Source organism: aff. Roholtiella sp. LEGE 12411, assembly GCF_015206995.1.
Taxonomy (GTDB): domain Bacteria; phylum Cyanobacteriota; class Cyanobacteriia; order Cyanobacteriales; family Nostocaceae; genus Komarekiella.
In genome coordinates this window covers 1-13,617 of the sequence record NZ_JADEXR010000155.1, presented here as the reverse complement: position 1 = coordinate 13,617, position 13,617 = coordinate 1, and the positions used below count along the sequence as shown (strand labels likewise).

Annotated in this window: 11 protein-coding genes and 1 pseudogene; 6 read left to right on the top strand and 6 right to left on the bottom strand. The window is 43.0% G+C overall.

The window, feature by feature from the left end; all coding sequences use genetic code 11:
• Nucleotides 1-96: 96 nt before the first annotated feature.
• Nucleotides 97-1,098, bottom strand: a complete 1,002-nt coding sequence (locus IQ246_RS24225) for a hypothetical protein (protein WP_194005877.1) — start codon at nucleotides 1,096-1,098, stop codon at nucleotides 97-99.
• A gap of 378 nt (nucleotides 1,099-1,476) precedes the next feature.
• Here IQ246_RS24225 and IQ246_RS24220 point away from each other — a divergent pair, with 378 nt between their 5' ends.
• Nucleotides 1,477-2,361 carry a tetratricopeptide repeat protein gene (locus IQ246_RS24220; RefSeq protein ID WP_194005876.1) on the top strand — a complete coding sequence of 295 codons (885 nt, stop codon included), beginning with the start codon at nucleotides 1,477-1,479 and terminating at the stop codon, nucleotides 2,359-2,361.
• Between the two features lie 71 nt (nucleotides 2,362-2,432).
• Here IQ246_RS24220 and IQ246_RS24215 read toward each other — a convergent pair whose 3' ends face one another.
• The 4 genes from IQ246_RS24215 to IQ246_RS24200 form a co-directional block, all read right to left on the bottom strand.
• On the bottom strand, nucleotides 2,433-3,050 hold the full coding sequence (locus tag IQ246_RS24215; RefSeq protein ID WP_194005875.1) for a TMEM165/GDT1 family protein: 618 nt from the start codon (nucleotides 3,048-3,050) through the stop codon (nucleotides 2,433-2,435).
• Nucleotides 3,051-3,371: 321 nt separating this feature from the next.
• Complete coding sequence (locus IQ246_RS24210) at nucleotides 3,372-3,812, bottom strand: SET domain-containing protein (protein ID WP_194005874.1); 441 nt, start codon at nucleotides 3,810-3,812, stop codon at nucleotides 3,372-3,374.
• A 1-nt stretch (nucleotide 3,813) separates the two neighbouring features.
• Nucleotides 3,814-4,125 (bottom strand): multidrug efflux SMR transporter, encoded by a 312-nt coding sequence (locus tag IQ246_RS24205; protein ID WP_194005873.1) that lies wholly within the window; start codon nucleotides 4,123-4,125, stop codon nucleotides 3,814-3,816.
• A 78-nt stretch (nucleotides 4,126-4,203) separates the two neighbouring features.
• Nucleotides 4,204-5,022 carry a fatty acid desaturase gene (locus IQ246_RS24200; RefSeq protein WP_194005872.1) on the bottom strand — a complete coding sequence of 273 codons (819 nt, stop codon included), beginning with the start codon at nucleotides 5,020-5,022 and terminating at the stop codon, nucleotides 4,204-4,206.
• Nucleotides 5,023-6,145: 1,123 nt separating this feature from the next.
• Between IQ246_RS24200 and IQ246_RS24195 the strand changes: the two are divergent.
• The 5 genes and pseudogenes from IQ246_RS24195 to IQ246_RS24175 all read left to right on the top strand — a co-directional run.
• Nucleotides 6,146-6,594: pseudogene (locus IQ246_RS24195) on the top strand (ISKra4 family transposase); the annotation flags it as partial.
• A 348-nt stretch (nucleotides 6,595-6,942) separates the two neighbouring features.
• Nucleotides 6,943-8,391, top strand: a complete 1,449-nt coding sequence (atpD, locus tag IQ246_RS24190; protein ID WP_194005871.1) for a F0F1 ATP synthase subunit beta — start codon at nucleotides 6,943-6,945, stop codon at nucleotides 8,389-8,391.
• Nucleotides 8,392-8,500: 109 nt separating this feature from the next.
• Entirely contained in the window at nucleotides 8,501-8,914 is a 414-nt protein-coding gene (atpC, locus tag IQ246_RS24185) for an ATP synthase F1 subunit epsilon (protein WP_194005870.1), read from the top strand.
• A gap of 159 nt (nucleotides 8,915-9,073) precedes the next feature.
• Nucleotides 9,074-11,233: a flotillin family protein gene (locus IQ246_RS24180; RefSeq protein ID WP_194005869.1), complete on the top strand. Its 2,160-nt coding sequence runs from the start codon at nucleotides 9,074-9,076 to the stop codon at nucleotides 11,231-11,233.
• Nucleotides 11,234-11,391: 158 nt separating this feature from the next.
• The gene (locus IQ246_RS24175; RefSeq protein WP_194005868.1) at nucleotides 11,392-13,188 is read left to right on the top strand and encodes a serine/threonine-protein kinase; all 1,797 of its coding nucleotides are present in this window, start codon (nucleotides 11,392-11,394) and stop codon (nucleotides 13,186-13,188) included.
• A gap of 10 nt (nucleotides 13,189-13,198) precedes the next feature.
• Here IQ246_RS24175 and IQ246_RS24170 read toward each other — a convergent pair whose 3' ends face one another.
• Nucleotides 13,199-13,498 carry a 30S ribosomal protein PSRP-3 gene (locus IQ246_RS24170; RefSeq protein ID WP_045870192.1) on the bottom strand — a complete coding sequence of 100 codons (300 nt, stop codon included), beginning with the start codon at nucleotides 13,496-13,498 and terminating at the stop codon, nucleotides 13,199-13,201.
• Nucleotides 13,499-13,617 lie beyond the last annotated feature (119 nt).

Below are 13,617 nucleotides of genomic sequence, written 5' to 3'. Positions count from 1 at the left end.
GGCATGGGGCATGGGGCATGGGTCAATAATCAATAGTTCTTCTTCCCCTGCTCCCTTGCTCCCCTTGCTCCCCTTGCTCTCCCTGCTCCCCCTGCCTTACTCTTGAGTTGGTTTTGGTCGCTTGATCGGCTTAGGAGCGGGCGTTTTGGGTATAGGTTTTGACACCGCAGAGGGATCGCCGCCTATTTTTTTGATTGGACGTGGAGTTTCTCCATTGCGTCTGGGGGGGAATGGTTTCCTACCACCGCCAGCACGAGGAGCACCTTTGAAAGGTGGTCGGCGTTTTTTGGGTAAATCAGCGATCGCCTCAGCTTTGTCTACTACTAATACATCAGATTCCCTTTTAACTTGGAAGTCCCAGAATTTGCCTACTGCTTTTGTGCCAAGTACACCCCTAAGTTTCAACTTAAAATATTTAGGTTTATCAGTTGGTTTACGTGGAGCCTGCTTAATTTTGACCACTAAGCTTTTAGCATCAAAAGACTGGTAAACTACTTCGCCACGAACAGAAAAACCACCATCTGCAATTTCTGATGATGGGGTCTGAACACTTATAGTTTCGTCATTATCGGATAAACCATCATCGGGCGTCTCTAACTTTTGTGACTCCGAATACTCATCTTCTTCTGTTGGCTGTTTAGCGAGATTTTCTGGCTCCCAAACTCCAACAATTTGAAGGTGTAAGGTGTCATTTTCTTGTCTTGTGCGCGGATAAACCACCCACAGATGTTCCTTTTCTAAATCTAGGTGATTCTTGACTAAGCTCATAATCCGACCTAAAAGGACGGCGTTGAGTTCTACATCATCTGTGGTCAGCAGTGTACCTTGAGTGAATTGGTCGCTGCTAGCATGGTAGCGACCACGAACTAACCCGATCGCTCGGTACTGCATCGGTTCACTGGGAGGTGGAATCGGTTGCTGGCGATTGGCTAAGTAATCGTTTGAAGCAATCTCACTAGAGTTAACGGACGAATTCTCTAGCTTAGGGACTTTGACTGGTACAGTATTAACATTAGCGGCTGGTTCTATATTAGTTGGGCCCTGGTTAGAGGCAGAAGAATTAGAAGATTCAGGCGACGGCATCAGGTCGGAATTCATAAAAACTCCTTGCGGCGGAGACACATCCCATTGTGGGATTTTACTAAGGCAACTGGAAAGAGCGTTGGTGCGGCAGGTGAAAGTATATTTTCTTTCAACAAGGTAACACTAGAGCGCTATATACAATTCTAAAGACGCCAAATTCTTCATTTATATACTAAATGTGTCGTTTAGCGCCTTTACACTGGTTTTGGAAGCATATCATAGCTACAATTCTGGCGGCTCCTCCTAAAGTCATCACTTACTTTAGCAGTGTGGATAGTTATTTGTTATAAAATTCACAGGCAATTGACGGTATTCCGCAAAGTTTTGGAAATTTTTAACTTTACGATTTGTGTAAATGATAATGTCATTAGAGTTCAGGAGAAAGACAAACTTGTGTCTCAACCGCGCAATCGCTGGATAGTGAAGGTCGTTTTGGTTTTGGCAGTTATTGCTTTTGTGGGTGTTTCCGTAGTTCCCATAATTGGAGCATTTAATAATACGCCACCCTCAAACCAAAATACTTCTAGTACTAGAGGCAGCTTACCTTCCTCTGACCAAAAATCACAATTAGAAGACCAAGTACGGGGTTATGAACTGGTTTTGCAACGGGAACCAGAAAATCAAACTGCGCTCAAAGGTTTGTTACAAGCACGGTTAGCATTGTTGAGTCAAAAAGCAAAAGGAGAGGTTAAGCCGTCTGATATTCAAGCGGTAATTGAACCTTTAGAAAAGTTAGCAAAGCTGAATCCAGAACAGTCAGAGTATACAGTACTGCTGGCTCAAGCAAAACAGCAAATTGGCGATAAGGAAGGAGCAGCTCAAGCTTATCGCTCGATTTTGGCAACAAAACCGGGTGATCTGAATGCTTTGCGAGGAATGGTAGCTCTGTTGTTAAATCAACAACGCCCGGAAGCAGCCATTGGTTTGCTGCAAGATACTCTCTCTAATGCAGCCCAGGCTAATAAAATTCAACCTGGAAGTGTGGATGCGATCGCAGTACGAGTACTATTGGGGACTATTCATGCCTCCCAGAAGAATTATGCACAAGCTACCTCTGTATACGATCAGGCAATTGATCAAGATCCCAAGGATTTTCGCCCTGTTTTGGCAAAGGCAATGCTTCTGAAAGAACAGGGCAAAGTCGCAGAAGCAAAACCCTTGTTTGACACTGCCTTGGCTCTAGCACCTGCTCAGTACAAAGATGAAATCAACAAGACAGCATCTGCCTCTCCGGCTCCTGCTGTATCTCCTGTGCCCTTACCTGATACGCCTAAGTAGGGGGAGTGGGGGAATAATTTTGAATTGTTCTTTCCCCTCTCTCCCTTTCTCCCCTCTCCCCCTCTTCTTCCTCACGCTCCTTCAATGGCAGCAATGACACCAAAGATGAGAAATAGGCATCCGCCAATAAAAGTGAGTTGACGTTCAGAAATACGACCAGCAATCATTTTGCCACCGATAACAGCGATCGCAGCACAAATAGCATGACCTAAAATTGCACCCATCGTTACCCCGATTGGGTTGTTTCCGGCGGCTAGGGCAATGGTAGCAATTTGTGTGCGATCGCCCCACTCGGCCATAAATGTTAATACGAAGGCTTCTGTTAAAATTGCTAACGGGGTTTTTCCCTTTGGTAGCTGCAAATCTGCCTGTTCCACCGCTGCTTTTGCCTCTTCTACAACTTCTTGATCACAAGTAGCAGTCATCTTTAGGGCTTCGTATAACAACTTGATACCGAAGGCAATAAACAAAACTATTTCGGCATAGTGAATATAAACTTTTGGCAATAAAGACGCTGTTTGTCCCAATAGCACCGAGAGTATTGTCATCGCGGCTAAAGCGGCTGTCACTCCTATGAATACCAACCGCCGTGAGTGATGCATTGCCAAAATCACAGCGATAAAAAATGTTTTATCACCTAGCTCTGAAACTGTAATTAGTAACAAACCTGCGGTAAAAGCTGTTAACACTCTATCAAGCTCCTAAAGAATCGTTTACCGATGTGAGCTTGACGAGAGCCAAAAGACCTCACCAAGCGCACACTTTTTGGTGTGAACTTAGTGAAGGTCTCGCTTTCAAATATTAATTATTTGCCACCTGAACCAGGCTTAACGCCAGTATGTTGATTCAGATGCACTGGCTTTTAAATTTTTAGCCAGTAGCTACTCCCCTTCTATTCGTTAAGTATTGTACATCTGCCTCAGTTGTGAGTCAAGGTAGTCAAGGAATAGAGCAGGGGAGCGGGGGAGATTGAAACTGCCTTCATAAATTCATGCAGAGATATGTGATTCTTAATAAATGGGAGCAGTTTGCTGCATTACTTGATTAAAAACTAGAGTTGTTTTAGCCAGGTGCGGCATACCAACTCGCATAAAATATGTATCGTCATAGCAGTTGTAATCGCATAGCAGTTCTTCTCCTGGTAAGATGTCGCGTGCTGTCACATCTTGTCGGGGAGTAGAGATAATGTTAGGAAAATTTGGCTCATGATTGATAAACCTTTGGTCATCAGAACAGAGAATATACAGCCCTAATTCTTTGTCGTAGTAAGCATACTTCCAAAACATTTCTCTAGCGGCAGCAGGCATTTTTAATATATCACTCTCAGAATAAGCAGAGTCAAAATCGGGATGATATTGCCATGTTACCGTACCTTCGGGAATAAATTGATCGGCAAACAATCCAATACCATGCACCTTGCTAGAACCAATCTGTGTTTTCACTAAAAGCATTTTAAAGTATCCTTAAACCAATAACACCAAGAACAATCAAACCAACACAAAAAGAGCGAAGTAGTCCGTAGCTCTCACCAAAAAAGACAATATCTGCAATCACAGTACCGATAGCTCCAATACCAGCTAGTACTGCATAAGTTGTTCCAACTGGAAGTGTTTTTAGTGCCTGTGATAAGAAGTAAAAACTTAGGATTGTAACAACAGTAGTTGCTGCGGTTGGTAGAAAGTTTGTAAATCCGTTACTCCACTTTAAAGTGACTGCCCATGTTGTTTCCAAAAGACCTGCAATCAGAATATGTATCCATGCCATAATATTGAGATACTTGATGTTAAAAAATTAGAAAAACAGAACTATTCTTCTTAAGAATTTTTATCAGTGCTGCACAGTTTATCGAGTTGAAGTCTCAATCTTGCCGATGTGATTTAGGAAGCCTAGCGGAGGTGGAAATTTCAATATCACTCTAGCAACATTGTCTAGTTCATCACGTAGATTTTGATAGATTTTAGGTCTTTGGCTCCAATGAACATTTGGTCGCAGATGATGTTCTTGGTGATAACCTTCATTACAGAAAAATAGATTGTAGATGCGACCATAATGGCTGGTTGAGTTGGCATAATAATTTTCGGGTATCGCGCCAAAGTGTTCATAATAATTCGCTAAATACGTTATAAACCAACCCAAATAAAATATGGGAAGCGCAAAAAATAAAAAGAACTTCCATGAAATCAGCAAGTATCCAATAATTGCTAAGATACAAGCACCAGACTCTAAGTACAGTTGAACACTTTCCCCGTGTTTTTTCGCTTGATGAAATGAGTCAGTCATATCATCCCGAAAAATTGCTAGAGCACAGTAAGTTATGACATTTTCATTTTGACCATTTTTACCATAGGCGAAGGTAGAAGAATGATCTTGAGTTTGACCTTGTGCATCTTGCCTATCGTTGCCATAACGATGATGATTGAAATGAATATGACGGTAATGCGTTACAGGAGAACTCAGATTAGTAGAGTTTACTACCGCATATAAATTATTCAGTAGTTTTGAATTAAACCAAGGTGTATGAACAAAATTATGAGTAGCAACTAGAGCGTTGTACCAAAACATAAACAGACAAAGCGGATAAAACAGAAAATTATCTAAAAAAATGCGCGATTCCCAGGTTAACGCTAAGTAGATATTTAGCACTAACTGAAAAATTGTCATAGCAAAAGGAAGACTATCCCACCAAGAATACCTGAACAACATTCTTATTTTCTGAGCTTGGGTAAACGTAAAAGGATGTGTGAAAACTATTTGGTGATCAACTAAGCATTTTATAAGATCCTAAATCTCTCTTAGAGGATGTTTGAAAAGTATTAGGCGAATAAAATTCGCTACTACACAAACCAAGTCCACCTCCGTGGACTAACGAAAAATCAAGGACTTTAATCCAGGTTTTGTCTGTGTAGCCAAGCCACTGTGTTGGGTGGGTTCCCCGACTTGTAGCAAGTCGCCAGGGCTAGTCATAAATTAGACTTTTCAAACAACCTCTTAGCTCGACTTTATCCAAAATCAAAAACTTGGCTTTCTTTATTCGGCAAAAACTCTGACTTTTTGGCAAATACTTTTTCCACGTCACAGATTATGGATAAACTTAAAAAAGTAAAACTACCGTCACACAAAGGTTTTAGCGATAGCGTTCGCGTTGGCAAAAAATGGATAAAGTCGAGCTTAGAAAAGATGTAATACTTGCATGAGCAAGTTTTTAACCACTTGCTCATGGAAAATAAACCTCTGTAATATAGTGGCTTTCATCGATTAAAGGTTTGCGAAATTCGTAGTCAAAACTATCCTCTTTTTACGGAGGAACAAAACAGGTAAAACATCTGAAACTTCCAAACACATCCTCTGAATATAGAGGTGTATTAATAACCTTGACGAAGACCCTAATGACAAAACTGTCAAAGGTTATGTTTTAGTTATAAAACGTTTATTTTTTCTTCATCTTTATACAAGTTTCCCAGTATTTACACCTCATGTCAAGTAGCCTAATAAGCTTTGCTAAAAAAATATTCCGTATTTACACTACAACCATTGTCGTTTGCGTGAGGTGTATCCGTAGGGATGGATACACCTGGCGATATAATGTTGTATGGCATTTGAGTGGGAACCGCTATAACCCTCTTCTGTCACTTTCCGGGTATTCTGAATAAAAGAATAAAAAAAGAAAACCCTGAAAGGTAAATAGGGCAATGGATGTAGAATTACAAATCTTGAAACATTTGGCAACAGATGCTCACCCAACGGTTGCCACCATAGATGAATATTGTGCAGAGTATAAAGACCTGGAGTGAAAGTTGGTCACTCAACGCAACAAAAACTAGTGTTGTCACAAGATTTTCAACTACCGCTAGCATTGCAAGCAGTTTCAGAAGTAAGTGTGGATGGTGGAAAAGTCCGACTCAGAGGTAAACCCAAAGCAGGCTGTCACTGGCGAGACTATAAAACTGTTAGATTGCAAGGAATTTACTATGGTGCATTTTTTGATGACAATCAATCATTAGTTGATTATGTCAATAGCCAATGTTTAGTAAATCCACTTGTTTGCTTGGGAGATGGTCATGATGGAGTTTGGAATTTAGTTAAAGAGTTTGGAACTGAAAAATTTGAACGTTTGGAAATTTTAGATTGGTATCACCTCAAATTAAAATCTCCGGCGCACAGTGGAATGTTGAAAGTGTCAACCAAATTCTTTCTGTTCGTTGTGCTTATCTCAATGGGTTGCTTGCAATTTGAGTCTTTCTGCCAAAAGTGGATGCTCCCAGAGGGATAGTGTGGGCTAAAAACCCTGACCATTTTAAAACAAGGGTGTTGAGCGATCGCTCAACACCCTTGTTTTCTGCTTAAAGCCTCCCCCAGGCGGTTGAAAATTGAACCTAATATTTAAACATTTAACCCAAACTAGCAGGTCAGCAGGCTAAGCTGTTCAGGATGAGGGTTACAGCCGAAGCAGACAAGCTCTTTTTTAAGGAATTACTAAGGGAGTTATGTCCCCCTCCGGTGCTAGAGTGAAAGATGACATTGCTTAATCATTATGTCTTCTACGACCTTATCTGAAATATAGCTTCAATCATTAGGCGCAGCATGGTCACAACCGCAGAAAAAACAAACATTGGTTACATTACCCAAATCATTGGTCCAGTTGTAGACGTTAAATTTCCCGGCGGGAAATTGCCGCAAATCTACAACGCTTTGACCATCAAAGGCACTAACGAAGCTGCACAGGAAATCAACCTGACCGTTGAAGTACAGCAACTGCTGGGCGACAACCAGGTGCGGGCTGTTGCTATGAGCTCCACCGATGGCTTAGTGCGTGGTCTGGAAGTGGTCGATACTGGTGCTCCCATCAGCGTACCAGTTGGGAAAGCCACCTTGGGACGGATTTTCAACGTCCTTGGCGAACCCGTAGATAATCAGGGGCCTGTAAATGCTGAGGCTACCTTACCCATCCACCGTTCTGCTCCCAAATTCACTGAACTGGAAACCAAACCTTCCGTGTTCGAGACTGGGATTAAAGTTGTTGACCTCCTGACTCCCTATCGACGCGGCGGTAAGATTGGTCTGTTCGGCGGTGCTGGTGTCGGTAAAACCGTGATCATGATGGAGTTAATTAACAACATCGCTACTCAGCACGGTGGAGTATCTGTATTTGCTGGCGTGGGTGAACGCACCCGCGAAGGCAATGACCTCTACAACGAAATGATGGAATCTGGGGTTATCAACAAAGACAACCTCAATGAGTCAAAGATTGCTCTAGTCTACGGTCAGATGAACGAGCCACCCGGAGCTAGAATGCGGGTTGGTCTTTCTGGATTGACAGTAGCAGAGTACTTCCGCGATGTTAACAAGCAAGATGTGCTGTTGTTTATTGACAACATTTTCCGGTTCGTACAAGCAGGCTCGGAAGTGTCTGCGTTGCTAGGTCGGATGCCCTCAGCGGTAGGATACCAGCCGACACTGGGAACTGACGTAGGTGAACTGCAAGAGCGGATTACATCGACCACAGAGGGTTCGATTACCTCCATTCAGGCAGTGTACGTACCTGCGGACGACCTCACCGACCCCGCACCTGCTACTACCTTCGCTCACTTGGACGGAACTACAGTGTTGTCTCGCGGTTTGGCATCTAAGGGAATTTATCCAGCGGTGGATCCTCTAGGTTCAACTTCCACGATGTTACAGCCCAGCATTGTTGGTGATGAACACTACAATACTGCCCGGGCCGTACAGTCAACTCTGCAACGTTATAAAGAACTCCAAGACATTATCGCCATCCTGGGTCTAGATGAATTGTCTGAAGAAGACCGTCTGATCGTAGCGCGGGCACGGAAGGTTGAGCGCTTCTTGTCTCAGCCGTTCTTTGTCGCAGAAGTGTTTACTGGCTCTCCTGGTAAGTATGTGAAGTTGGAAGATACTATCAAAGGGTTCCAGAAGATTCTATCTGGTGAATTAGATGCTCTGCCAGAGCAGGCTTTTTACTTGGTAGGCGATATTAACGAAGCGATCGCTAAAGCCGAAAAAATCAGAGGCTAAAAATTAGCCCAAAGTCAAGAGTCAAGAGTCCAAAGTCCAAAGTCCAAAAATAGACCCTTGACCCTTGACCCTTGACCCTTGACCCTTGACCCTCGACCCTTGAGAACTTATGACATTAACCGTCCGTGTAATTTCCCCAGATAAAACAGTGTGGGATGCTGCTGCTGAAGAAGTAGTTTTGCCCAGCACAACTGGTCAGCTAGGTATTTTAACTGGACACGCACCACTTTTGACCGCCCTGGATACGGGTGTGATGCGAGTACGCGCCGCTAAAAATCAGAATTGGCAAGCGATCGCCCTTTTGGGTGGCTTTGCCGAAATCGAAGAAAATGAAGTCACCATTCTGGTTAACGGCGCTGAACGTGGCGACAAAATTAACCTTGAAGAAGCCCGTGCTGCTTACAACCAAGCAGAAGCCCGTTTTAATCAAGTGACAGCAGATGATCGCCAAGCACAAATTCAGGCAACCCAAGCCTTTAAACGTGCTCGCGCTCGGTTTCAAGCTGCCGGTGGTTTGGTCTAATTGGACTCTCTATTTCGCCTTTTAGGTTGGGTAATACCCAACCTAATAAAATATTTATTTATTAATTTTTTTAGAACAATTACGCCAAGTTTAAGAAATCGAGGTGAACTGTGGTGAAGTGTTAACTTAACTAATTAGTTGTCCAAATGGGCACAAATTATGAAAAGTTTTTCATCTTCCCTTGGTACACGTAAACAAAATAAAATAGTTTGTTTTGCAGCATCTGCTGTAGCAGCATTAGCGATCGCAGTGCCAACGTCTTCTCTACGAGATGCTACGCGAATCACAAACACTGGTGGTATTCATTCTGCCAATGCTACTCCTGTAAAAACAACTACTACAAAAGAAATTACTTCGGCATCAGCCCAGCTAAATCAGACTAAACCAAATATTGCTCAGTTACAAATTAGCAGGACTCAATATCAAGCTGCTGGAATTGATCCTGTTGCACTGGTTCCCATCATACTTGTAGGCGGTTTCGTCATATTCATCCCCCTATTCTTTGGCGGACTCGTGGTTATTGGAGAACGTGAAGTCGGCATTGTGGTGAGGAAATTTACCCTTTCAGGGCGTGGACTCCCCGCCGGCAGTTTGATTGCTCTCAACGGTGAAGCTGGGTTACAGGCAGATACTTTAGCTCCTGGTTGGCACTGGGGCTATTGGCCTTGGCAGTATTCTGTCAAGAAAGAGTCGGTAATTGTCATTCCCCAAGGGGAAATCGCCTTGATTGTCGCAGCAGACGGCAAATCAAACCCACCAGAGCGGATTCTGGGTAAAATCGTCGATTGTGACAACTTCCAAGATGCTCGGAAATTCCTCACCCAAGGTGGCGAAAAAGGTCGGCAAATGAGTTTTATTACCGCAGGTACTTACCGCATCAACACTGCACTATTTAAAGTGATTACAGCAGCAAATGCTAGTAGTCATGACATGAGTCCACAACAATTGCACATTTATGAAATAGCAGCAGAGAAAGTTGGTATTGTTACTACTTTGGATGGTTCACCGATTGCAGCAGGTGAAATCGCTGGACGCGTCATTAACGGGCATGATAATTTTCAAAATGGTCAGAAATTTATCGATGCTGGCGGACAACGGGGTTTACAAGAACAGGTATTATTATCGGGTTCTTGGAACTTAAACCCTTGGTTAGTCAATATTGAACAAGTCCCGATGACTGAAATCCCTATCGGTTATGTGGGTGTGGTGATTTCTTTCGTAGGCAAAGAACACGAAGATGTGAGCGGAGCAGCTTTCACCCACGGGAATTTGGTCAACCAAGGACATAAGGGTGTTTGGGTTGAGCCGTTGTATCCTGGGAAACACCCGCTCAATACTAAGGTGATGAAAATTGAGCTAGTACCGACAACAAATATTGTCTTAAACTTCACTGAAAGGATTACCGGGAAACACGGTTATGATACTAACTTGCAGGCGCTGAAACTGCTCTCATTCGATGGTTTCAGCTTTGATTTAGAGATATTCCAAATTATCCACATTGGTGCTTCAGATGCGCCGAAAGTGATTTCCCGCTTAGGTTCGATGCAAAACGTCATCGATCAGGTTTTGCGTCCAATTGTGGGGAATTATTTCCGCAACTCAGCTCAAGAGTATACTATCTTGGATTTCTTGACTGCGCGAAGCGATCGCCAAGTTGAAGCCTCCGAATACGTTAAATCTGCCTTGCGTGCTTATGATGTGCAAGCGGTGGATTCGTTAATTGGTTTGATTACCCCGCCAGATGAATTAATGCACACATTAACCGAGCGTAAAATTGCTGAGGAAAAACGCAAAACTTACGAAGTTCAGCAGATGGCGCAAACCCAACGACAACAACTTGTCCGGGAAACAGCACTGGCTGATATCCAAGAAGAAATGGTGCAATCAGAGCAGAGTGTGCAGATTGCCGATTTGAAAGCCCAAGCCCAAATTAAGCAGGCGAACGGTGAAGCTGAGGGGACAAAACTCCGGGCGATTGCGGAGGCTGAAGGTATTCGTGCTACAGGTAACGCCAAAGCCGAAACTTACCAAGCTGGTGTGGAAGCCTTGGGTTCACATGATTATACAGCAATGCAACTAATGCAGATTATAGGCGATCGCAATGTCCGTTTGATTCCAGATGTCTTAGTTAGCGGTAACGCTAGCAATAATGGCTTAGTGGATGGGCTACTATCGATGATTTTATGGAATCAAACAGGTAAAAGTGAATTGACATCAACACCTTTGCATCCGCAACCAGTAGTTACCAAAGCACAACCAACCACAGAAAACGGTTATCCACCGATAGTTGTGAATTTTCCAGAGGATAAGTCAAGTTAACGTTAAAAGGGTGGTTATAAACCGCGTCTATACGAGGCTTTACCCACCTCCGTGGGTTTCAAAACCTCAATTTTTCCTTAGTCCGCGGCGGCGGACTTTGTTTGTGTAGCTGCGAATTTTATTCGCCCTGGCTGGTGTGTAACTCTGGCGGAGAAACTTTGCTTTTACAAGAACGTTATCGTTTACTCAAGCAGATTGGTAAAGGGGGATTCTGTAAAACCTTCCTCGCTGTAGATGAAGGTGAGTTTCCACCAGTTCCTTGCGTTGTTCAAGAATCATCGCCGGAATCCGAAACATTTAAAACTTTTCAGCAAAAGGCGCAACAACTAGAAGAATTAGGAAATCACCCGCAAATTCCCGCAATGCTCGCTTATTTTCAGCAGAATGGGCATTTTTATTTAGTGCAAGAATTTATTGCAGGCACTAATTTAGCTCAGGTGGTTGAAGAGGAAGGTGCTTTTAATGAAACTCAGATTTGGCAACTGTTAGAAGATTTATTGCCAGTTTTGCAGTTTATTAGCGATCGCAATATTATCCACCGTGATATTAAACCCCAAAATATCATCCGTGGCTCATCTTTGAAAGGTGGACTAGTCATAGTCGATTTTGGTACTGCGAAAATCGTCACAGGAACTGAGCAGTTAACAGATGAAATCAGTATTGGTAGTCCAGAATATACTGCACCAGAACAAGCTAGGGGAAAAACTGTTTTTGCCAGTGATCTTTATAGTCTGGGCGTAACTTGCATTTACCTACTTACCCAGATTCCTCCCTTTGACTTATTTGATATTGCTAATAATACTTGGGTTTGGAGACAATATCTTACCACTGGGGCAAGCAATGTTTGGCAACAAGATGTAAAGCATCTACGCTTAGCGCAAATCCTCGATAAACTGTTGCAAAATGCTGTTAACCGCCGCTTTCAATCTGCTGATGAAGTTATGCAAGCGATGGGAATCGAATATAAATATAAAAATAAAACATCGAAAATCGAAAATCGAAAATCTTCTTGGCAGTGCTTATCTACTCTGACTGTCTATTCTGGTGCATTGAGTAGTGTGAATGCCCTTGCCATCAGTCCCGACGGTAATATTATAGCTAGTGGAGATAATGACAAAAATATTAGATTGTGGGATTTAAATACTAAAGAAATCCTAGCTAGTTTATCAAGACATTCTCAAGCCGTAAAATCAGTTGCTTTCAGTCCTGATGGAAAAATTCTGGCAACTGCTAGCGATGATAAAACGATCAAATTGTGGGACATCAACACATTAAAGGAAATCTGCACTCTATTAGGACACTCACGCGCTGTGAAATCAGTTGTTTTCAGTCCTGATGGGCAAATTCTAGCTAGTGGTAGTTGGGATAAGACAGTCAAACTATGGGATGTAAACACTGGTAGAGAAATTTGCACCCTGACTGGACACCAATTACAGGTAAATTCCGTAGCATTTAGTCCCCAAGGAAAACTTTTAGCTAGCGCTAGTTGTGACAGAACGATCCGCTTGTGGCAGTTGAGAGCATTTGAAGGGTTTGAGGAGAAATTTCAAAACCACCCATGCGGTGGCTTGTTAAGCACCCTTTCAGGTCATGCATGGGCAGTTTTGACAGTCGCCTTTAGTCCCGATGGGAAAATTTTGGCGACGGGTAGTGATGATAACACTATTAAATTGTGGGAAGTGAACACTGGTCAGCTAATGAACACATTTTCAGCCCATTCCTGGTCGGTGGTAGCATTAGCTTTCACTGCCGATGGCGAAACGCTGATTAGTGCCAGTTGGGATAAAACAGTCAAACTTTGGAGAGTAAGCACATCAGAAGAAATTGCTACTCTCTGTGGTCATACAGATTCAGTGTCTGCCGTTGCTGTTAGCCCTGTTGCACAACTAATTGCAAGTGGCAGCAGGGACAAGACTATCAAACTGTGGCAGCTTGTAGAACAGCAGGGGAGCTAATTGCGTAATATTACGCGCTACCTGTAAAGGCAACTTCCGGAAATTTCAACTGAGCTTCGGCCATCGGGCGGTTTCTGCCTTCTTCTTGCCAGTAGTTAATCACTTCTGTCGCTTTATTGAGCAACTCGACGCGATCTAGGTCACTAATCCAGTGTTTGGATTCGAGTTCCTTCTTTAACTCTTCCCAGGCATCATTTCTTGGCCAGAAAAAGTATTTAGTCAAAGGACTTGTGCCTTTGCCCACTACTTGATCGACTGCTAAGGCGACGTTTTCGTCTAACCACAGAATTTTCAAAATAAACTTGGTCAATCACACCTCCGGGAATTTCCGGGCATTACTTACTAGGATAGCGATCGCTTATTTTAACGCAATACCTTACCAAATGACTAAATAGTAATTGGATTGGGGCATGGGGCATGGGGCATTGG

Excerpts from the sequence above, each read along its gene's own strand:
- atpC (WP_194005870.1), top strand. The coding sequence starts at position 8,501 with ATGACATTAACCGTCCGTGTAATTTCCCCAGATAAAACAGTGTGGGAT.
- IQ246_RS24205 (WP_194005873.1), bottom strand. The coding sequence starts at position 4,125 with ATGGCATGGATACATATTCTGATTGCAGGTCTTTTGGAAACAACATGG.
- IQ246_RS24200 (WP_194005872.1), bottom strand. The coding sequence starts at position 5,022 with ATGACAATTTTTCAGTTAGTGCTAAATATCTACTTAGCGTTAACCTGG.
- IQ246_RS24180 (WP_194005869.1), top strand. The coding sequence starts at position 9,074 with ATGAAAAGTTTTTCATCTTCCCTTGGTACACGTAAACAAAATAAAATA.
- IQ246_RS24225 (WP_194005877.1), bottom strand. The coding sequence starts at position 1,098 with ATGAATTCCGACCTGATGCCGTCGCCTGAATCTTCTAATTCTTCTGCC.
- IQ246_RS24210 (WP_194005874.1), bottom strand. The coding sequence starts at position 3,812 with ATGCTTTTAGTGAAAACACAGATTGGTTCTAGCAAGGTGCATGGTATT.
- atpD (WP_194005871.1), top strand. The coding sequence starts at position 6,943 with ATGGTCACAACCGCAGAAAAAACAAACATTGGTTACATTACCCAAATC.